This is a genomic window from Novosphingobium terrae (genome assembly GCF_017163935.1).
Lineage (GTDB): Bacteria > Pseudomonadota > Alphaproteobacteria > Sphingomonadales > Sphingomonadaceae > Novosphingobium > Novosphingobium terrae.
On the sequence record NZ_JABVZR010000002.1, the window covers coordinates 560,071 to 579,654 of the forward strand.

18 protein-coding genes are annotated in these 19,584 nt (G+C 62.7%); 3 read left to right on the forward strand and 15 right to left on the reverse strand.

Annotation, left to right across the window (positions count from 1 at the left end; genetic code table 11):
* Positions 1-38 precede the first annotated feature (38 nt).
* The 6 genes from HGK27_RS21000 to HGK27_RS21025 all read right to left on the reverse strand — a co-directional run bounded on the left by HGK27_RS21000 (position 39) and on the right by HGK27_RS21025 (position 4,460).
* Positions 39-863: an urea amidolyase associated protein UAAP1 gene (locus HGK27_RS21000; RefSeq protein ID WP_206244775.1), complete on the reverse strand. Its 825-nt coding sequence runs from the start codon at positions 861-863 to the stop codon at positions 39-41.
* Positions 860-1,339, reverse strand: coding sequence for a CopG family ribbon-helix-helix protein (locus HGK27_RS21005; protein WP_206244776.1), 480 nt, complete (start codon positions 1,337-1,339; stop codon positions 860-862). The genes HGK27_RS21000 and HGK27_RS21005 overlap by 4 nt, the downstream gene beginning before the upstream one ends.
* Positions 1,336-2,121, reverse strand: coding sequence for an ATP-binding cassette domain-containing protein (locus tag HGK27_RS21010; protein WP_206244777.1), 786 nt, complete (start codon positions 2,119-2,121; stop codon positions 1,336-1,338). Before HGK27_RS21010 ends, HGK27_RS21005 begins: the two co-directional genes overlap by 4 nt.
* Positions 2,118-2,933, reverse strand: coding sequence for an ABC transporter permease (locus HGK27_RS21015; protein ID WP_206244778.1), 816 nt, complete (start codon positions 2,931-2,933; stop codon positions 2,118-2,120). Before HGK27_RS21015 ends, HGK27_RS21010 begins: the two co-directional genes overlap by 4 nt.
* A gap of 39 nt (positions 2,934-2,972) precedes the next feature.
* Entirely contained in the window at positions 2,973-4,055 is a 1,083-nt protein-coding gene (locus HGK27_RS21020) for a putative urea ABC transporter substrate-binding protein (RefSeq protein ID WP_206244779.1), read from the reverse strand.
* A gap of 231 nt (positions 4,056-4,286) precedes the next feature.
* Complete coding sequence (locus tag HGK27_RS21025) at positions 4,287-4,460, reverse strand: hypothetical protein (RefSeq protein ID WP_206244780.1); 174 nt, start codon at positions 4,458-4,460, stop codon at positions 4,287-4,289.
* A gap of 268 nt (positions 4,461-4,728) precedes the next feature.
* On the opposite strand from HGK27_RS21025, the gene HGK27_RS21030 reads away from it, so the two are divergent.
* Positions 4,729-7,101, forward strand: a complete 2,373-nt coding sequence (locus tag HGK27_RS21030) for a TonB-dependent receptor (protein ID WP_407674705.1) — start codon at positions 4,729-4,731, stop codon at positions 7,099-7,101.
* Positions 7,102-7,149: 48 nt separating this feature from the next.
* Positions 7,150-7,470, forward strand: coding sequence for a 2Fe-2S iron-sulfur cluster-binding protein (locus tag HGK27_RS21035; RefSeq protein WP_206244781.1), 321 nt, complete (start codon positions 7,150-7,152; stop codon positions 7,468-7,470).
* Positions 7,471-7,732: 262 nt separating this feature from the next.
* On the opposite strand, the gene HGK27_RS21040 is transcribed toward HGK27_RS21035, so the two are convergent.
* The 4 genes from HGK27_RS21040 to HGK27_RS21055 all read right to left on the reverse strand — a co-directional run bounded on the left by HGK27_RS21040 (position 7,733) and on the right by HGK27_RS21055 (position 12,010).
* Entirely contained in the window at positions 7,733-9,064 is a 1,332-nt protein-coding gene (locus HGK27_RS21040; protein WP_241127695.1) for an AtzE family amidohydrolase, read from the reverse strand.
* Complete coding sequence (locus HGK27_RS21045; protein ID WP_206244782.1) at positions 9,061-9,240, reverse strand: DUF4089 domain-containing protein; 180 nt, start codon at positions 9,238-9,240, stop codon at positions 9,061-9,063. The genes HGK27_RS21040 and HGK27_RS21045 overlap by 4 nt, the downstream gene beginning before the upstream one ends.
* A 34-nt stretch (positions 9,241-9,274) precedes the next feature.
* Positions 9,275-10,333 carry an aromatic ring-hydroxylating oxygenase subunit alpha gene (locus HGK27_RS21050; RefSeq protein ID WP_206244783.1) on the reverse strand — a complete coding sequence of 353 codons (1,059 nt, stop codon included), beginning with the start codon at positions 10,331-10,333 and terminating at the stop codon, positions 9,275-9,277.
* 99 nt (positions 10,334-10,432) lie between these two features.
* A complete protein-coding gene (locus tag HGK27_RS21055) occupies positions 10,433-12,010 on the reverse strand; it encodes a tetratricopeptide repeat-containing sulfotransferase family protein (protein WP_206244784.1) in 1,578 nt (525 codons plus the stop codon).
* A 140-nt stretch (positions 12,011-12,150) separates the two neighbouring features.
* Here HGK27_RS21055 and HGK27_RS21060 point away from each other — a divergent pair, with 140 nt between their 5' ends.
* Entirely contained in the window at positions 12,151-14,565 is a 2,415-nt protein-coding gene (locus HGK27_RS21060) for a TonB-dependent receptor (protein ID WP_206244785.1), read from the forward strand.
* 4 nt (positions 14,566-14,569) lie between these two features.
* Here the strand turns inward: HGK27_RS21060 and HGK27_RS21065 are convergent, their stop codons facing one another.
* The 5 genes from HGK27_RS21065 to HGK27_RS21085 form a co-directional block, all read right to left on the reverse strand.
* Entirely contained in the window at positions 14,570-15,988 is a 1,419-nt protein-coding gene (locus tag HGK27_RS21065) for an MFS transporter (protein ID WP_206244786.1), read from the reverse strand.
* A gap of 33 nt (positions 15,989-16,021) precedes the next feature.
* Entirely contained in the window at positions 16,022-16,393 is a 372-nt protein-coding gene (locus tag HGK27_RS21070; RefSeq protein ID WP_241127697.1) for a c-type cytochrome, read from the reverse strand.
* A 35-nt stretch (positions 16,394-16,428) separates the two neighbouring features.
* Positions 16,429-18,117 (reverse strand): GMC oxidoreductase, encoded by a 1,689-nt coding sequence (locus tag HGK27_RS21075; protein ID WP_206244787.1) that lies wholly within the window; start codon positions 18,115-18,117, stop codon positions 16,429-16,431.
* A 4-nt stretch (positions 18,118-18,121) separates the two neighbouring features.
* A complete protein-coding gene (locus HGK27_RS21080) occupies positions 18,122-18,742 on the reverse strand; it encodes a gluconate 2-dehydrogenase subunit 3 family protein (RefSeq protein ID WP_206244788.1) in 621 nt (206 codons plus the stop codon).
* A gap of 113 nt (positions 18,743-18,855) precedes the next feature.
* Positions 18,856-19,512, reverse strand: coding sequence for a TetR/AcrR family transcriptional regulator (locus HGK27_RS21085; RefSeq protein WP_206244789.1), 657 nt, complete (start codon positions 19,510-19,512; stop codon positions 18,856-18,858).
* Positions 19,513-19,584: the final 72 nt, after the last annotated feature.

The following is a 19,584-nucleotide window of genomic DNA, read 5'->3' on the forward strand; positions in this document are numbered from 1 at the left end:
AACGCGGTCAAACACAATCTGGAGCGGGTTAAGCGGCTCTAGCGGCGGTAGTAATCCTCGACGTTCTGGAAGGCGCGCAGGCCCTCCGGCGTCGCATTGCGAATGGGATCTTGCGTGGGGGTGACGGCGCCGCGCCATGCGGAAACGCGCAGCGGCGAGATGCTCCATGCCTCGCGCGGGTCAAGCACATGGGGGCAGTTGGCGATGACCACGATCACATCCATCTCGGCGCGCAGCACCACGCTGCGGCCCGCATCGAAGGGGCCGATCACCGGGGTGATGGTGCCATCCGCCTCGATCCGTGTGCCCTTGAACAGGTTGATGCAGGGGTGAACGTCGCGGCGGCCAAGGCCGTGCTTGGCGGCGCCCAGCAGCAGCCGGTCACGCCCATTGGGGAAGGCGCCGCTGTTGCGGCCTTCGCCATATTTGCGCGTGTTGACCGCTTCGTTGGAGGTGCCGCAGAAAGTGTCGTGGGTTTCCGCGTCATCCTCCAGAATGCTCATCAGCACCCGGCCCATATCGGAAAGCAGCAGCTTGCCTGCCTCCAGATAAGCATTCCACTGGATCTTGACCGTATCGGCGACATTGAGCCGCTCGGTCGGCATCTCGGCGTTGAAGAGCATCAGCGAGGCGCAGGCATCGCCCTGCAGATCGATCAGCCGCAGCCGCGCGCCGCGTGCCAGACGCCGCGTGGCATAGCCGCCCGCCGCGATGGTTTCTTCCCACAGCAGATCCTCCGCCGCCACATCCTCGGGCAGATCACTGGCGACTGGCGGGATGATCGGCATGGTTTCAACCTGCGTGCCGCCCATGGCGCGGGCGTGATCGCGCGCAGCCAGCGGGTTGGCCAAAATCTGGCTCATTCGCCTGTTCCTTTCCGCTTGGCGTCATGCTCATGCCCATGTTCGTGCAAGGGAGGCAGAAGCGCCGTGGTGGTGACGAGTTCAAGTTGCTGCACACCGCGCACCCGGCGCAGTGCATCACATAATTCCTTCAGCCTGATCGCCGGGCCCTGCACCAGCAGAACCTCCAGCGACTGGTCATCCTCAAGAAAAACATGCTGCGCGGAAATCACCTCGCGCAGGAATTCCGCCTCGGTCTGGGCCAGCTGGTGGCGAACGCGGCCACGCTCGCCACGATAGACCAGCGTGATCGTGCCCGCGAGCATCTCCTCTGGGCGGATCAGCGCTTCATGCTCGGCCAGAGCATGGCGGATCAGCTCGGAGATCAGCTGCGAACGAGAGGGCAGTTCCCGCTCCTCCACCATCATATCGAGCTGTCGGAAAAGGTCGGCGGGCAGGCTGATGCTGAGGCGGGCCAGGGTCGATTCTGAACTCATACCGCAGCCTCCAGTTTATTACCTTTATTGTCAACCGTAATACCGATAGGTTGTCTGTCTTTACGATCGAGCTGCAGGTCATAAACCGCCGTGGCACCGTAACGATGCGGCGCATGCGGGTCATGGCGGCGCTTGTCGAGTGCGAGAACGCGGGTGCCAAGGCTGAAAGCCTCGCGAATATCATGCGTGACCATGATGATGGTCAGTGCGTAATCGCCCCACAATTGGCGGATCAGCGCATGCATATCGGCACGGATACCCGGATCGAGCGCGCCGAACGGCTCATCCAGCAGCAGAATACGCGGACGCTTGAGCAGCGCCTGAGCAATGGCAAGGCGCTGCTGCATGCCGCCCGACATTTGCGCGGGGTAGAGATGCAGGCTGTCACCCAGACCTACGGCCTTGAGCATGGCGGCGGCTTCCTCCTCGGCGGCGCGGCGGGCACTGCCGAAGAGCCGCGCGGCCAAGGGCGCCTTTTCGCATTCCAGCCCGAAGACCGTGTTGCGCAGCGCCGTGAGATGCGGGAAGACCGAATAGCGCTGGAAGACCACGCCACGATCCGGCCCGCATTCGGGGGCCAGCGGCACGCCATCGAGCAGGATGCTGCCACGTGTCGGCACCTCTTGCCCCAGGATGACGCGCAGGAAGCTGCTCTTGCCGGCGCCCGATGGCCCCACGATGGAGACGAAGGAGCCTGCCTCGACATCGAGGTCGACCTTCTCCAGCACGACCTTGTCGCCATATTCGACCCAGACGCCGCGAAGGCTGAGAAGCGCGCTCAATGGCTTGCTCCATGCGCCCAGGGGAAGAGACGGCGGCTCATCAGCGCCAGAGCGGCGTCCATCAGGATCGCCAGCACAGCGATCCACACAACATATGGAATGATCACATCCATCGCGAGATAACGCCGCACCAGAAAGATCCGATAGCCAAGGCCGACATCCGAAGCGATCGCCTCGGCGGAGATCAGGAAGACCCACGCCGGGCCGAGCGACAGGCGCACCACCTGCAGCAGGCGCGGCATGGCCTGAGGCAAAGCAACGCGGATCATGATCTGCCAACTGCCCGCGCCCAACGTCTGCGCCTTGATGATCTGCTCGCGCGGCAGGGCTGCGATATGGCCTGCCAGATCGCGCAGCATGGCGGGGGCAATGCCCAGCACGATCAACGCGATCTTCGCGGTTTCGCCCAGCCCCAGCGCGATAAACAGGATCGGCAGCAGAGCAATCGGCGGGATCACGGCAATGCCTGTCACCAGCGGGCCTAAGGTGGCGCGCACCGGCGGCAGCACGCCCAGCGCAAGGCCTGCAAACAGCGCGATCAATGTGGAGATGCCGATGCCAATGCCAAGCCGTTCCAGACTGGCCATGGTATCGGCCATAAAGATCAGCTTGCCCGACAAGGGATCGGGCTGAGCCATCAGCGCGCCAAGGCTCTGCGCCATGCCGCTGGGCAGGGGCAGAATCTTGTCAGCAGGGTTGATGCTGTGGCGCTGCATCGCCATGAACAGGTAGAGCAGCAGCAGCAGCGCAATCGGCAGCCCGCCCAGAAACAGGCGGTCCTGCCGCCGCATGTGACGGTTTACCCAACGCATCGTGTCATACCACCTTGATGGAGCGCGAAACCCAAGCGATCACAGCTTGCCGTCGGCGGCCATTTTCATAAAGCTTTCGTCAAAACGCAGGGTGACATGCTGGCTATCGCCCAAAGTCTTGCCGCCGGGAAAGCCAATACCCACGGCATCCGCTGAAGTCGCGCCTTTGAACAACCCCTTGGAGAAGCTGAAGTCACGCACCCTCTTCATCGTCGTTTCCAATGCCGGAGCGGTTGTTGCCGCCACCGCCGCCTTGGGATCGTCATAAAGATAGGTCGTGGTGATCTGGCTATCGAAGACCTCGGGCTTGGCACCCGCCAGCTTGGCCATCTGGGCGCGGGCTTCCTTGCCCTTGGCGTCAGGGCTCTTCATCAGCGTAACCGTGTCATACCAGATGCCCGCCAGCGCCTTGCCCAGATTGGGGTTGGCCTTGAGCGTGTTGGTATCGACCACCAGCAGATCGAGGATCTCGCCCGGCACATCGGCGGAGCTGAAAACCTGCTTGACCCCGGCCTGCGCCTTCATGGTCGAAAGCTGCGGGTTCCAGGCCACCGCGGCCTTCACGTCCGGGCTGGCAAAGGCGCCGACAATATCGGCATCTGACGTATTGACCGTCTTCACATCATTGAAGGACAGTTTGGCGGCGTCGAGCGCGCGGCCCAGCAGATAATGCGAGACTGTCAGCTCGGCCAGATAGATCGACTTGCCCTTGATATCGCCAACTTTGCCGCCACCCTTCACGAGGATACCGTCATTGCCGTTGGAGTAATCGCCAAGAATGATCGCACTGGTATCCTTGCCGCCTGCGGCCGGGATGGTCAGCGCATCCATATTGGTGACCGTGACGCCGTCGAACTTTCCGGCGGTGTATTGATTGACCGATTCAACATAGTCGTTCACCTGAACGATGTTGATCTTGATGCCGTATTTGTCTTCCCACTTCTTCACGATACCAGCCTGCTGCGCATAAGGCCATGGCATCCAGCCGGTGTAGATCGACCAGCCGATGTTGAATTCATGGCGCGGTTTAGCCGTATCGCTCGTAGAGGGAGAGCAGGATGCCACCAGAAACACAGCGGCCATCAGGGTGAGATTGCGGGTCTTGCGGAATGATCCTGGCATGATTCGTCCCCTTTGCACTGCAGCATCGCGATCATCATCCCAGCTGTCCAGTGGAAATATTACGTATTCGATGATTGGTAATATCAGGCCAGCTTTCTGCCCGGAAACGCCAGACACAAGGCAGCGATGAGCGACACAGTCAGCGCTTCTCGCCGCCTCTTGGCGCGCGCCTGAACCATTCACACAAATATCTGTTTTTCATTGCCTTTGTGAACATAGCTCCACTGCGAATCAGGAAGCTTCTTCATGACTGTTTCGATGAACGCCACACCTCTTGCCGGTTCCAGGGATGCGCATGATTACGGCGCTTCCCTCAGGGTTCACCTTGAAAATATCGCGCATTTCCCGCGCATGATGCCAGATCTCTTCATACTGCAATGCACAATAATTATTACGCTTGACCATCTAGGTAATATCAATAGCGTATAAGCATCGCTCGGCAGAAGACCCTCCTGTACCGCGTCCATGCCGGGCCAATCCAAGAGTCAAACGTGGAACGCCTTCTCCATTCGGGGTTCCATCAGGGAACAATGGCCAGGATCTGGCTGACGACACTGGCGTAGCCGGGCGTCCATGAGGGGATGTCACTTTGCGACAGGCTTTTTCAAAACAGAAGGGGGCCGAAGTGACCGAGCAATCTTTCCGTAAGTCGTTATTATGCGCGACCATGCTGATGGGCGCCGCTTCCGCTCCGGCCTTTGCCGCAGACGCCGCACCGGACCCTGCAGGCGCCACACCGGGCGCTGCCAATGAAATCGTGGTGACGGCCACCCGCCGCTCCACCACGCTTCAGGATGCTCCGATCAACATCAGCGCTGTCAGTGCCGAACAGCTCTCCAAACAGCGCATCGATGATGTGAAAGCGCTTTCCGCCTTCACGCCTGGCATGACTGTGGTCGATACCGGGCCAAGCTCAACCGGCAACATCATTCTGCGCGGCATTTCTTCTTCCAGCACCAGCGCAAGTGGTTCAAACTACCAGAATGCTCTGGGCGTCTATCTTGGTGAAGTTCCGCTTTATCTTGATTTCAAGCTGATCGACATCAGCCGTGTCGAGGTGCTGCAGGGGCCGCAAGGCACGCTCTATGGCCTCGGCACACTATCGGGCGCGGTGCGCTACATGCCCAACCGCCCCACCACCGACCGTTTCTCCTTCGATTTCCATGAGCGTGCCTATGGCCAGTCTCATAGCTCATCGGCGGGGGTCAACATCGATGGCGCGATCAACATCCCCATCATCAAGGATCATGTCGCCCTGCGCTCGGTCGTGGGTTACTATGACAATCCCGGCTTTATCGACTACGATCATCTTCTGAAAAACCCGGGTGTCTCGAACCCGCAACCCGTGCGCGGCACGACAGCGGCGCAGGGATCATTCGGCACTCCTGCCGATTACGCCGCAAACTTCTATAGCAAGCGCGATGTCAATTACGAACATACGTTCACAACGCGCAACCAGCTGCTTGTCGAGGTCAATCCCGATATCAAATCCTATCTGACCTATGCGCATCAGGAAACCAGAACCGGCGGCAGGCAGGCCAATGGCGCCGGCGTGCTGGGCACCGGCAACTATGAAGGCCCCTGGCGCTATCTTGAGCCGACCACGCGCATATCGGACCTGTTCTCCGCCGAATTCAACGTCAATCTCGGCATCGCGCAGCTGGTCGCGACAACGGCCTACACCAATCAGAAGATCCAGGACAAGGAGGACAACACCGACCTCCTGCTCGATCTCGATTATGGCTATGAGGCCTTCCCTGCCTTTTCATCCTACAACACACAGACCGAATATTACCGCCAATTCAATCAGGAAGTTCGCCTGGTCTCTTCGCATGGCGGTCCGTTCAGCTGGGTGGTCGGCGGTTTCTACAACAATCTTCGCGACTATCGCAATTATCGTGAATACACGCCAGGCTACGCCAATTTCATCGGCGTCAACCGCCCTGACGATCTGGAATATATGTCCTTCGTGAACACCGCCACCAAGGAAAAGGCGGTCTATGGTGAGGGCACCTTCCATATCACCAACGCCTGGCAGGTGACAGGCGGCCTGCGTTACTTCAAATATGACGCGGAAGCCGCCGGCGGCACAGACACGCCCCTCACCAGCGGAGGCCTTGCCCGCACGCCCTATCCGCTGGTGCAATTCGCGGCCAGCCGCATCAAATCGGGCGCCACCAATGCCAGCGGCACGGTGTGGAAAGCCAACACCTCCTACAAGTTCAGCAATCAGTTGCTGGCCTATGCCACCTACAGCACGGGTTATCGCACGGGCAATGTCAACCGCGTCGCGCCCTGCGTGCTGCCGTTGAGCCCGGGGCAGAATGTCTGCGCCCTGCCCAATGAGCTGGTCTACAAGCCGGACAAAACCCGCAACGCCGAAATCGGTATCCGCGCCTCCCTGTTCGACAAACGCCTGCAATTCACGCTGGATGCGTTCCATGTCGACTGGAACAACATTCAGGTCTCGACCCAGACCGTCAACGGTGCCGTGGGTGTAACGGTCAACGCCAAGAATGCCGTGTCGCAGGGTGTCGAGTTCTCCGGTCAATTCAAGGTCACACCGCGACTGCAGCTGGCAGGCACTTATTCTTATGTCGACGCACATCTTACGCAGGATGCTTCGGGCATCGTCGTCAGCGGCGGCGTGGCTTATGATGTCTATAAGGGTGACCGCCTACCCGGATCGGCCAAGAATTCAGGCAGCGCTCAGCTGACATACACCTTCCCGTTGAGCCAGGGGCGCGATATCGAGGCCAATTGGGCCACGACCTATGTCGGCGATATCTATTCCCGCATCGGCCTGCGCGGCAATGGCCAGGATATTCCCGGCTATGTGACGCATCGCGCATCCGTCACCTATCACGCGAAGACCTTCGACATCGGCGTCTATGCTGACAACATCTTCGACAAATATGCCGTTACCGCAATCAGCAATGACGTCAGCTCCTACAATCAGGTCCGCACCGGCGTGGTCGAACGCTACTACGCCCAGGGCGTGCTGACACCGCGCCGCGTCGGCGTCGATTTCCACTTCCATTACTGAGCAAGGCCGGGCGCTCCAAGCGGGTGCCCGGGTTCCAAGAGGACAATCATGACCATTTTCAAAGTCTCCACCGTGAAGACTCAGGACATCACCGTGACCGCCTCGGAAGGCCAGTCGCTGATGGAAGCCCTGCGCGACAGCGGTTTCGAGGATATTCAGGCCTTTTGCGGCGGCGGTTGCTCCTGCGCCACATGCCATGTCGTGATCAGCCCCGACTGGTTTGCAAAACTGCCGCCAGTATCGGATGAGGAAAACGATCTTCTGGACTCGATCGAGGGGCGGCTCGCCACCTCGCGTCTGGCGTGTCAAATCCCGGTCAGCGATGGGCTTGAGGGTATGACCATCATGGTTCCTCAAGCGGCGGATTGAAGGCGAAGAAGAACAATGCGAGGGGGTTACCCCCTCGCGCTCCCGGAACGTCTTCCGGCGATGGGGCAGTGGCGCCGAAATGATGTGCCCGGCCTCTCCACCTGCGCTGGCTAAGCGCCGCAGGCAATCGATCCTTAACAATAACGCTGCCCGGCGATAATTGCCTGCGGCGCTGCAACGTCGCTCTTTGGCTGAACCCGAAGCGCCCACGCTGACAAAACCCGGGAGCGCGAGGGTGTAACACCCTCGCATTCTTCTTTTCTTAAATCCCCAAAACCCCGGCCGCTTCCAACCGGGCAGCCAGATCAAACAACAACCCCTCCCGCCCCGGAGCCGAAATCAGTTGCAAGCCCAGAGGCAATTGCCCGGGCCGCTTCAAAGGTGCTGACAGCACCGGCAGCCCCGCAAGACTGATCGGCTGCGCCAGCATCCCAAGATTGGCCCGGGCAGGCGCAGGGCCGTTGCCGGTATGGATCATCGGATCGGCCATCAGCGGTGCAACATCCGGCGTCGCGGGGGCGACCAGCACTTCATAACGCTGAAGCAGCGTGAGCGCCTGCTTGCGGAACCAGTCTCCAAACAGGGCGGCACGGTCCCGCAAAGGCGTGGGCACCAGATTGCCGGCCAGCAGACGATCGCGGGTCTCGGGATCGAAGGCCAATGCTCGTTTGGCCAGTTCGGCGCGGTGCAGGCGCCCGCCGTCATGGGCGGTGATCAGAAAGGCTGCGGCGCGCGCGGCCTCCACATGCGGCAGTTCAGTCATGGGCAGCACGCCCAGCAGCGCTTCGATCCCGGCGAAGGCCTTGTAGAAATCCGGAATCGCGTGATCCACGAACCAGCCGCCCAGACGGGCCACGCGGCGGGCTTTCATCGGCGCGATGGGCTGGCCCTGGGCAACCTCCATCGCCAGACGCAGATCTTCCAGCGTGTTGGTGAAGGGCCCCAGCGTATCGAGCATGGGCACGAAGGGGAAGCTGCCCTCCTCAGCCACGCTGCCATGCGCCGGGCGGAAGCCCCAGACGCCGCACAGCGAGGCAGGCACGCGGATCGAGCCATTGGTGTCCGATCCCCAGGCCAGCGGCAGCATTCCCGCCGCCACCGCCGCTGCCGATCCGCCGCTGGAGCCGCCGGCCAGTCTGGCGGTGTCGCGCGGGTTGCGGGTGGTGCCGAAATGAGCGTTCACCGTGACAAAGCCATAGGCATATTCGTCCATGTTCAGCACGGCGATGGGCACGGCTCCGGCGGCGGTCAGGCGTTGCAGCAACGCGGCATCGCGCGGGGCCGGGGCGGCATCGGCACGCATCGCGGCGCCTGCGGTGGTGGGGTGGCCCGCCACATCGAACAGGGCTTTCAACCCGATGGGCACGCCTGCCAGCGGGCCGAGGTCCTCCCCGCGCGCCACGGCGGCATCGATGGCGGCGGCGGTATCAAGCGCGCGGTCGGCCAGTACGGTGTTGACGGCGTTGATGGCCTTGTCTCGCGCGGCGATGCTTTCCAGCGCGGCAAGCGTGATCTCCACCGCCCGGACGCGGCCTTCACGCACCGCGCCGGCAATGGCCGAAGCGGAGGTCAGCGCGGTGAGGGTCTCGCTCAAGGCGCCTCTCCGATGGCAGTCAGCGCAGCGTCCACCGTGGCCCAGCGGTCTTCGAGCAAGGCAAGATTCGCCTTCACGCCGGGCAGGCAGGCATCGGGCAGGGTCAAGCCTTGCGCCTGAGCTTTCTCGCGGATCTGCTGCTCGGTCCAGTTGGTCGGGTCGAAATTCTCCATCATGGCATGACGATCACAGGCAAAGGGGCAATCTCCATCAGGCCGTGAAGAAACGGCTCAAGCCCATATCGCGCAGACCGCGGCGATAGGCCATCGAACTCATATCGGCGGGGATATGCGCCTCCATCATCGGGTCGAGCGGCAGGCATTCGGGCATCTGCGCTTCCACGATGGCTTTATCTTCCTCGAAAACGCGGCGGTTGAAGTCATAGACATCCTGCACCGGCAGGTCCTTGTCGAAATTGCGGGCGATGGGGGCGAACAGACGCGTCACCTTGGCCGAGACCGGCGAGGCCGCATTCATGATCACCAGCCGCGCCTCATCGGGGAAGTGAATCTCCAGCGTGGCGGTGAAGGGCAGATGGGTGCGGAAGTGGCGCAGCCATTCGAATCCCGGCTTGCCCCGGTCGGTGACGCCGATGGGGTAATTGCCGACCGAGCTGCGATATTCGACCTCGAAACCATGCTCGGTGGTGACCGGGCGATAGGGCGGCACCACGGCATTGTTGGCATCGCCAAAGGTGTCGGTGTGGACGAAGGCGAAATGGGCGACGTCGAGAAAGCCCTCCATCTGGCGGCCCGCAAAGCCGAAAATATCGATGGTGGGGCAGGTGATCTGCTGGAACCCCGCCTCATCCCAATGCGGCATATCGGGGATCACCGGCTCGCCGCCATCGTGGAGCAGGCAGGTCCAGATCAGGCCATAGCGCTCGACATGGGGATAGGATGTGAGGTTGAGGCGCGCGGGAATATCGCGGTCCGGGTGAGCGGGCACATGGTTGCAGCGGCCACCGGCGCCGAAGCGCAAGCCGTGATAGGCGCAGGTCACCCCGCCCTCGACCTGCTTGCCAAGGCTGAGCGGCACGCCGCGATGCGGGCAAATGTCGCGCGCCACAACCAGGTCCGATCCGGCGCGATAGATCACCAGCGGCTCGTCCAGCAATTTGGTGGAGAACGGCTTGTCGCCAACCTCACGGGCCAGCGCGATGGGATACCAGTGCCGGGCCAGAATCGCCCAATCGTCACCGTCGAAGGTGCAGTTACGGGGCAATTCGGGCTCGAAGGGCGTGAGGATGGAGGCGGTAGAGGTGGCCATAATCAGAAACTCTCAGTGGGTTTCCAGACCATGGCCGCCCCGCCCCGTGCGATCAAACGCAATCATTTTGACGTTATGTCGCAAAAATCAGAACACCCCTCAATCCTGAGCCAGATCGCCCAGTGCCTCTCGCAGCGGCCCGAGCCATTTATCCCAGGCCTGCCAGTTTTCCGTACCCTGCCGGAAAATGGGCGAACGCACCTGCTCGGAGGAGGGGGTGCGCACCGGGCGCTCGGTCTTGTGGAACTGGAGGCAGGAGGCCTCGAAAGGCAGGTTCAGCCCCGCCAGCAGAGCCCTGATCTGCCCCTCACTGTCCTCGACAAGACTTTCATAGCTGACGCGATGCACCGCGCCGGGCAGCACAGCATCGACATGCGCCATCAGCCGCACATAATCGCGGTAATAATGGCCCAGATCGCCCAGATCATAGGCAAAATGCTGCCCGCGCGCGAAATGCTGGCGGAAATTGGCCACGCCCGCCGACAGCGGATGACGCCGCACATCCACGATCCGGGCATTGGGCAGGATCGCCTTGATAAAGCCGACATAGAGCCAGTTGTTGGGCAGCTTGTCGATGAAGAGCGGGCGGTCGGTTTTGCGCTGGGGCGAGACGCGGCGCAGATAATCCTCGCCCATCGAGCGCAACTGCTCTGGCGAGAGTTCCGCCAGACTGGCGTGAGGGTCCTCTCCCAGACGGCCCCAGAGTTCGGGAATATCGGGCAGTTCAGCCGTGGCCTCGACCTGACTGTGGCTGGCCAGAATCTGCTCGACCAACGTCGAGCCCGCTCGCGGCAGGCCGACGATAAAGATCGGATCGGGCGCCCAGCAGCCCTGCCCCTGCCGCGCCGCAAAGAAACCGGCATCGAAGCGGGCGATCATGGCATCGACGCGCCTTGTCGTCTCACCGGCATCGTATTGGATCAGGGCACGGCGATGGGCATTGGCGTCGCGATAGGCGACGAAGGCTTTCTCCGGATCGCCCGCATCCTCCCACGCCTTGCCGCTGGCGAATTCGAGATGGAAGCGGTCCTCGGGCGCCAGATCCTTGCGCTCCAAAGCCTGGCTCATGGTGGCGCGATCCGCATCATCGAAGCGCACCGTTTTCAGATTGGCCAGTGACCACCATGCCTCGCCAAAGCCCGGCTCCAGCGCCACGGCCTTGCGATAGGCCTCCACCGCATCGGTGAGCCGCCCCACGGTCTTCAGCACATGGCCGCAAGACATCCACACCCGTGCATGGCCCGGAAAACGCGCGAGCATATCCTCATAGAGCGCCAGCGCCGCCTCGAACTCGCCCAGCCGGTTGAGCACGGCGGCGCGCAGGTTGGGATTGCCCTCTTCACGCTCCACATCGAGTCGATCAAGCTGCTCCAGCGCCTCGCTGGCCCGGTTGGTGCGATAGAGCATCGTCGCCAGATTGACCCGCGCCGCGCTGAAGTCCGGCGCCAGTTCCAGCGTGCGGCGCAGCAGCGTTTCGGAATCGCGCGCCCGACCGATCCGCGCCGCCAGTTCGGCCAGCATGCGGATCGCGGCCACATCGAAAGGATCGCGCTTCAGATGGTTCTTGAGCAGCGGCTCAGCCTCATCCAGCCGGTTCTGGCGCAGCGCCAGCGCGGCGCGCAGCAGGACGGGATCGCGGGTGGCGGCGGCAAGCCGGTCGGACAAATCGGTGGTCATCGCCCCAAACTATGCTGTTTTGGCCACGGTTTGGCAAATAGCAACGCGCGGGGGACGGCCTGCGTCATTTACCCCTTGCAATCAAAAGAGACACAGGCAGTGATAAAAATACAATAGAAATGTAACAGGGTGGACATATTATGCGCGAACGCGTCGCCGGGGTTTCCATGCGTCGTCTGTCGGGGGTGAGTCTCGCCACGCTGCTGGGGGGCACCATGCTGGCCTCCACACCGGCGCTGGCGCAACAGGCCGCCAATCCTGACACTCCTGCTGACATCGTTGTCACCGCGCAAAAGCGCGAGGAGAGCCTGCAGCAGGTTCCCATCAGCATTCAGGCGCTCAGCGCTGCCAAGATGGAGCAGCATCAGGTCGCCAGCTTTGACGATTACGCCAAGCTGCTGCCCAGCGTCAGCTTCCAGTCCTATGGTCCGGGCCAGTCGCAGATTTATTTCCGCGGCGTGACCTCGGGCAGCGATTACAATGGCGCTTTCGGCGGTTCGCAGCCGACCAGCGCGCTCTATCTCGACGAAATGCCGCTGACCACCATCGGCGGCGCGGTCGATCTGCATATTTATGACATGCAGCGCGTCGAGGCGCTGTCGGGCCCGCAGGGTACCTTGTTCGGCTCCAGCTCGCTGTCGGGCACGCTGCGCCTGATCACCAACAAGCCGACGCACAAGTTCGAGGCCGGGATCGATGTGTCCGGAACCACCTTCGGCAAGGGCAGCAACTCCAGCGGCGGCAGCATCGACGCCTTTATCAACATTCCCATCAGCCAGAGCGTCGCCTTGCGCGCCTCCGGCTTCTACCAGCGCGACGGCGGCTACATCAGCAATGTGCCGGGCACGCGCAACTATCCGGCGCTCGACGTCAACGGCAACCCGACCATCGTGCCGGTCAGCAATGCCAAATATGTGAAGAAGAACTACAATGATGTCGAAACATGGGGTGGCCGCGCCGCCCTCGGCATCGATCTGGACGAGAACTGGACCGTCACGCCCAGCGTGATCTATCAGGACCAGAGGTCGCACGGCACCTTCCTCTACGGGCCGCTGACGGGCAATGATCCGCTCAGCCCCTCGGTCGGCGACCTGAAGGTGCAGGATTACACGCCCGAGATGAACCGCGACCAATGGGTGCAAGCGGCCATGACCATCCATGGCAAGCTTGGCAATTGGGATGTGACCTATGCGGGCGGCTATTTCAGCCGCTTCGTCGACACCACCGCCGATTATTCGGACTACACCGTCTCATACTATGAGTCGCTTGGGCCCGCCTACACCAGCTTTATCGGCGCCAATGGGCAAAATCTGGACCCGAGCCAGATCTATCACGTTCACCACCACTACACCAAGCAGAGCCACGAGTTCCGCGTGTCCTCGCCCTCCACCGACCGCTTCCGCCTGACCGCCGGCCTGTTCATGCAGCGCCAGAGCGACGAGGTGAAGGCCGATTACATCATTCCGGGGCTGGCCACGGCGCAGGGCAATCCGGCGGTGCCGCGCTGCGGGGATGACATCTTCTGCTCGCGCATCAACCGCATCGACCGCGACTATGCCGCCTTTGCCGATGCCTCCTATGACATCCTGCCCAATCTGACGCTCTCGGCAGGCATTCGCGGCTTTATCGCCAACAACACCGCCGCAGGCTTCTCCGGCACGGCGAGCCGGGTGGGCACCGCCGCCTGCCCCGTCACCAGCGATATGAACCTGCCCTGCCTGCTCTACAGCAAGAAGGCGGTCGAGGCCGGACAGACGCATCGCGTCACACTCAACTGGAAGGTGGACCGCGACCATCTGGTCTATGCCACCTACTCCACCGGCTATCGCCCGGGCGGCATCAACCGTCTGGTGCAGGTGGCGCCTTACGAGGCCGACACGCTGACCAACTATGAAGTTGGCGTGAAGACCAGCTGGTTCAACCGCCATCTGACGGTCAACCTCGCCCTGTTCGACGAGGAGTGGAACAAGATGCAGATCGGGCTGACCACGCCCGATTCCAACGGCACGCTCAGCATCTACAATGTCGGCAGCGCGCGCATCCGGGGTCTGGAGGGCGATGCCAGCCTGAACCTTGGCCACTTCACCCTTTCGGGATCGGGCGCCTACACCGACGCCAAGACCCGCAAGGACTTCTGCAACATCGGCGCCAGCGGCAACCCGGATTGCAGCCAGGGCGTCTATATTCCGGCTGGCACGCGCCTGCCGGTGCAGCCCAAGTTCAAGGGCAATGTGACGGCGCGCTACAGCTTCGATCTGGGCGGTTACCGGCCCTATGTGCAGGCCAGCGCCAGCCACCAGTCGGGCACGGATGCCTATTTCGTGCAGCCGGTGGCAGGCGCGCTGTGGCAGACGGCGGGCTTCACCACCTTCGACTTCGCGCTGGGCGCCAAGGCGGGGCAATGGTCGTGGGAGGCTTTCGTGCTGAACGCTTTCGACAAGCGCGGCATTCTGAGCCTCAACACGGTCTGCATTCCCTCGACCTGCGCGCAATTCGCGCGGGCCTATGCCACGCGGCCTCAGGAGTTCGGGATCAAGCTGGGGCGCAAGTTCTAAGCGCTTAAGTCTGGCGGTTCGCCCCCTCGCCAAACAGGCGCGAGGGCAGGCGGACCGCCAGCACGGCGCAGACCAGCAACACCGGCACCAGCAGCAAGGTCGCGCCCAGCACACCTGACAGGCCCGTCAGATGCGGCGAGGCAAAATAGCCGCCGCCGATCAGCGCCACACCGAGCGCCGTCCCCAATTGCTGGCCGGTCTTGAGCAACCCGCTGGCCGCGCCCGCATGGGCCCGGTCAACATGGGCGACCGTCACCGGCCCCACGCTGCCCGATGCCATGCCCATGCCCATGCCCGCCAGCGCAACCAGCGGCAAAAGCGCCATCAACGGCCACGGCGTCAACCCGATCGCCAGCAGCAGCGTGCCGCCTGAAACGGCCATCATCAACGCCCCGGCCACCAGCACCCAGCGGCCATAGCGCGGCAGCAGACGCCGCCCGATGCTGCCAATGCCCAGCATCACGCCAAGGCTGAAAGGCATATGCAGCAGCCCCGTCTGCAAGGGTGAGAGGCCACGTTCGCGCTGGAGGGCAAAGGCGAAGATCAGCAGGAAGCCGCCTGTCGCCAGCGCGAAACTGGCCGCGATGGAAAGGCCGAGGCGGAAGGTCGGCACGGTGAACAGGTCGGGTGCGAAGAGCACGCTGCGCCCCTCCCCGGATCGGCGTTTCACATGGCGCCAACCCACCGCGTAAAGCACGACTGCGCCCAGCAGGCTGCCCAGTTCCAGAGGTCCCGCGCCGCTATGCTCCATGGCGATCAACGGCCAGACCAGCGCGGCAGTTGCCAGCGCAAACAGCGCCGTGCCTGCCAGATCGAGCCCTCCACCATGAGGCGAGCGCAGTTCCGGCAGAAAGCGCAGCCCCATCAGCATGGCGATCAACCCCACCGGCGCATTGACCAGAAAGATCATCCGCCAGCCAAGGCCGAACAGATCAGCATGGATCAGCACGCCGCCCAGAATAGGCCCGGCAATCGCCGCCAGCCCACCGATCACGCCGAAGAGTGCCATCTTGTGAACCCGCTCCAGCGGATCGAACAGGATTTGCATCAGCGCCAGCGATTGCGGCGCCATCATCGCCCCGGTCACACCTTGCAGGATGCGCGCCACCACCAGCTGCGTGCCGCTGCCCGCCACGCCGCACAGCACCGAGGCCAGCGTGAAACCGGCCACACCGATCACGAACATGCGGCGATACCCCAGGGCATCGCCCAGCCTGCCGCCCAGCATCAGGCACATGGCAAAGGCCAGCGCATAGCCCGCCGCCACCCATTCGGAGGTCTGCGGGCTGGCGGCATAATCGGCCTGAATGGCAGGCAGCGCGGTGTTGACGATGGTGAGATCGACGATCTCCAGCACCAGCGCGATCACCAGCGTCAACACGGCCAAAGTCTTCTGGCCGTGCGACAGGGTTGGAACAGTCATGATGGAAGGCCCCCCGCCTTCTGGTTTTCGCCCTTATTTCAGGCTTTGCAGATAGGCGACCACGGCAGCCCGGCGCTTGGCATCGGGGATGGAAATCACCATGCGTGTGCCGGGCACCATCTTGGCCGGGGCGGTCAGAAAGCGGTCCAGATTGGCGGCATTCCACACCAGACCCGAAGCTTTCAACGCGGGCGAATAGCTGGCGAAATCCGTGCTGCCCGCCTTGCGCCCGGCCACGCCGAAGACATTGGGCGCGATGGCGGGCCTGGCGCCCTTGGCATTGACATGGCACATCTGGCACTGCTGCTTGAAGATGGCCGCGCCCTCCGCAGCAGGCTGAGCGGAAGCCAGTGCAGGCGTAAGCAGAGCCGCCAGCGCGAGCGGCATGGGACGAAACAGGGTCATGATGGGTCTATCCAATCGTGGGGGGAGCAGGCGCGTCAGATCGCGCCCGCTTTCATTTGCGTGACGGCGTAATCCGCTGCTCGGGCGGTCAGCGCCATATAGGTCAGCGAGGGGTTCTGGCAGGCGCTGGAACTCATCTGCGCGCCATCGGTGACAAACAGATTGTCGATTCCGTGCGCCTGACTCCACTTGTTGAGCACGCTGCTGGCCGGATCATGGCCCATGCGCGCACCGCCCATCTCGTGGATCGCGGTGCCGCCGGGGCCGGGCTGGTCGAAGCCGAAGATCACATGGCCGCCCGCTGCGGTCAGCATGGTGGCGGCCTCCTTCTTGGCATCGGCCAGAGCGGCGAGTTCCTCCTTGCCGTGGTTGAAGCTGATCTCCAACTGAGGCACGCCCAGCGGATCGAGCTTCTTCGACAGGGCCAGCCTGTTGGTCACACGCGGCACGCTTTCGGCAAAGACCACCAGCACCATGCGCCATGCGCCCGGTTCGCGCAGGTGGTTCTTGTAATCCTCACCGATGCCTGCCTCGCGCGCGCCTGCTGTCCATGTCGATTGCAGCGCGCCGCCCTGGAAGGAATAGCCGCGCGTAAAGCCATCGCCATCCAGCTTGTCGAGGTTGCGGAAACGCGGGATCACGATGCCGGTGGGGCGGTTGCCGAAAGTCGTATGATCCTCAAAACCCGGCATAATCGCCGCCGCCGAAAGCGTGTTGGCATGGTCCATAATATGGGTGCCCAGCACGCCCGATCCGTTGGCCAGACCGCCCGGCATCGCCTCGCTGGCGGAGTTCAGCAGCAGATGCACCGAGTTGAAGGCGCCCGCGTTCAGGAACACCATACGCGCCGTGGCGCTTTTGCGGGCCTTGGTCTGCGTGTCGATCCAGCGCACGCCCGTAACGCGTTTGGTGGCCGGATCGTAATCCACCTTCTCGACCTGCGCATTGGTGATGACAGTCAGCCGCCCGGTCGCGGTGGCGGCGGGCAAGGTGCTGGATTGCGTCGAGAAATAGGCGCCGAAGGAACAGCCGCGCATGCAGATGTTGCGATATTGGCAGGGCCCGCGCCCCAGTTCGGGCTTGGCCTCGGTGAGGTTGGCGGTGCGGCCCACGGTGAGGCAGCGGTCCGGCCATTGCTTGAGGATCTTTTCGCGCACCGATTGTTCAACCGCGTTGAGCGCCATCGGCGGCTGGAAGTGCCCATCGGGAAGCTGGGCCAAGCCTTCCTTGGCGCCAGACACGCCGACAAACTCTTCCACCTTGTCGTACCACGGCGCCAGATCGGCATAGCGGATCGGCCAGTCGGTGCCGTGGCCGTCGCGCTTGTTGGCGCCGAAGTCATAGTCGGACCAGCGATAGCACTGGCGACCCCATGTCAGCGAACGCCCGCCCATCTGGTAAGAACGGAACCATGTGAAGGCGCCCTCGCCGACCTCGTAAGGGTTCTGGGCATCGTTGACGAAGTGGTTCTGCGTGAATTCGGTGAAGTGGCGGTTCAATTGCTGCACCGGATAGTCGCGCGCATAGAGTGCAGCATCGCCCTCGCCGCGGAAGGGCATCTCCCAAGGGGTTTTCATCTCGGTGGTGTAATCGGCGCCGTGTTCGATGGGGCGGCCACGCTCCAGCATCAGCACCTTCAAACCGGCCTCGGTCAGCTGCTTGGCGGCGAAGCCCCCGGTGATGCCGGAGCCGACAACGATAACGTCAAAATCGTGATTGGTCATGGGCTTATCCAAAATCCACGGCAGTCCAGTCGCTGGAAAAGGCGCGATCGCCCTTGTGCAGCGGAATGTCACTGTCCCAGCGGCCCGGGACGGGGTCGTAGCGCAGCTCCTTCGAGCCGCCTTCCTCGCTGGTGTAATAGCCGGTGAGGATCAGCGTCTTGAGCGCGCGCCATGGGGAGGGTTGTGCAGGCGGCGGGCCAGCGGGAAAAGCCTCGGCATCCAGCGCGGCGAGCAGGGCATGGCGCTGGGCCGGGGGTTGCGCCATAAAGTCGCCCTTGGCGCGGCGGTTCAGCTCCTGCTGCAACCACAGATCATGACGCAGCGAGCCATCAGCGCGCAAAGGCCATCCGGCGGGCGCATCCTTCATGGGCGCGCGCGTGCCCTTCAACCCATGCGCCAGAGCAAGGCTGAGGAACGCGCCGGTGCCGACATCCCCGGCACCCGCCGTGGCAGTGCGCGGGATCACCAGCTGGCTGACCTCGCGCAGCAGAGCGCTTTGCTGCGCGGTCGGCGCTTCCTCAGCAGGTAGAGCGGCCAGCAGGCGTGCAGGTGTGGTGCCCAAGGCTGCGGCCAGCAGGCCTGCCGCGCTCAGGAAGCTGCGTCGGTTCCATCCGTTGGTGTTCATGTCTCTCCCCGCCTGGCGATTCTTCGCAAAGCATTATCAGAACTTTCATTCTAATAATGCGCCAAACGCATGGAGAGTCAATGACTCAATTCCGGCGCGAAGACCGGATCACCTCAGATCAGCGCATCGCTCATCAGGAAGGCGGCAATCATCTGCGCCAGATCATATTTCAGCACTGCCCAGTCCCCTTCCCAGGCGGAGGTGCTGATCGTGCCAAAGCCCAGATAACGCGCAATCGCGGCATAGAGGATGCGGAAGGTGCTATCCACCGCACGCTGCGGGTCCTTTACGCGCATCTCGTCGCGATGATCCAGCAGCGCCTCCTTGATGGCGTTGGCCGTGCCCATATACGAGGCCTTACCCACCGAGGCGACCATGGCATCGGTGGACGCCCGCGCCATCAGCGGTCGCATCTGCGGGCCGAACTCGCGCAGGGTCTCCGCCAGCGTATCGACCAGCGAGACCACCAGCGACGGCAGCGCGGTATGGCCCGCCCGCGCCTCGGCAATGCGCGCATACATGGTGCGATCCAGCTGATCCAGCACCCGCAACTGCACCGCATGCAGCAATGCGTCCTTGCTCTCGAACCGGTTGTAGATCGAGCCGATTGAGACCTTGCCCTTCTTGCTCACCTCCAGCAGCGTGAAGTCATCGGTGCCCCGCTCGACCAGCAGCGCCTCCGCCGCCGCGAGCATTCGTTCATACGAAGCCTTGCTGCGCCCCTGAACGGGTGCGCGCAAGGCAGTGGCAAGGCCGACATCTTTGTTCATGCGGCCTTGTCGGCAAATGACAGTCTCGCGTCAACCGGGACTCGACAAAATCGAATCACAATTCTACTTTTA

Excerpts from the sequence above, each read along its gene's own strand:
- HGK27_RS21000 (WP_206244775.1), bottom strand. The coding sequence starts at position 863 with ATGAGCCAGATTTTGGCCAACCCGCTGGCTGCGCGCGATCACGCCCGC.
- HGK27_RS21005 (WP_206244776.1), bottom strand. The coding sequence starts at position 1,339 with ATGAGTTCAGAATCGACCCTGGCCCGCCTCAGCATCAGCCTGCCCGCC.
- HGK27_RS21015 (WP_206244778.1), bottom strand. The coding sequence starts at position 2,933 with ATGCGTTGGGTAAACCGTCACATGCGGCGGCAGGACCGCCTGTTTCTG.
- HGK27_RS21020 (WP_206244779.1), bottom strand. The coding sequence starts at position 4,055 with ATGCCAGGATCATTCCGCAAGACCCGCAATCTCACCCTGATGGCCGCT.
- HGK27_RS21025 (WP_206244780.1), bottom strand. The coding sequence starts at position 4,460 with ATGGTCAAGCGTAATAATTATTGTGCATTGCAGTATGAAGAGATCTGG.
- HGK27_RS21030 (WP_407674705.1), top strand. The coding sequence starts at position 4,729 with ATGGGCGCCGCTTCCGCTCCGGCCTTTGCCGCAGACGCCGCACCGGAC.
- HGK27_RS21035 (WP_206244781.1), top strand. The coding sequence starts at position 7,150 with ATGACCATTTTCAAAGTCTCCACCGTGAAGACTCAGGACATCACCGTG.
- HGK27_RS21045 (WP_206244782.1), bottom strand. The coding sequence starts at position 9,240 with ATGATGGAGAATTTCGACCCGACCAACTGGACCGAGCAGCAGATCCGC.
- HGK27_RS21050 (WP_206244783.1), bottom strand. The coding sequence starts at position 10,333 with ATGGCCACCTCTACCGCCTCCATCCTCACGCCCTTCGAGCCCGAATTG.
- HGK27_RS21055 (WP_206244784.1), bottom strand. The coding sequence starts at position 12,010 with ATGACCACCGATTTGTCCGACCGGCTTGCCGCCGCCACCCGCGATCCC.
- HGK27_RS21060 (WP_206244785.1), top strand. The coding sequence starts at position 12,151 with ATGCGCGAACGCGTCGCCGGGGTTTCCATGCGTCGTCTGTCGGGGGTG.
- HGK27_RS21065 (WP_206244786.1), bottom strand. The coding sequence starts at position 15,988 with ATGACTGTTCCAACCCTGTCGCACGGCCAGAAGACTTTGGCCGTGTTG.
- HGK27_RS21070 (WP_241127697.1), bottom strand. The coding sequence starts at position 16,393 with ATGACCCTGTTTCGTCCCATGCCGCTCGCGCTGGCGGCTCTGCTTACG.
- HGK27_RS21075 (WP_206244787.1), bottom strand. The coding sequence starts at position 18,117 with ATGACCAATCACGATTTTGACGTTATCGTTGTCGGCTCCGGCATCACC.
- HGK27_RS21080 (WP_206244788.1), bottom strand. The coding sequence starts at position 18,742 with ATGAACACCAACGGATGGAACCGACGCAGCTTCCTGAGCGCGGCAGGC.
- HGK27_RS21085 (WP_206244789.1), bottom strand. The coding sequence starts at position 19,512 with ATGAACAAAGATGTCGGCCTTGCCACTGCCTTGCGCGCACCCGTTCAG.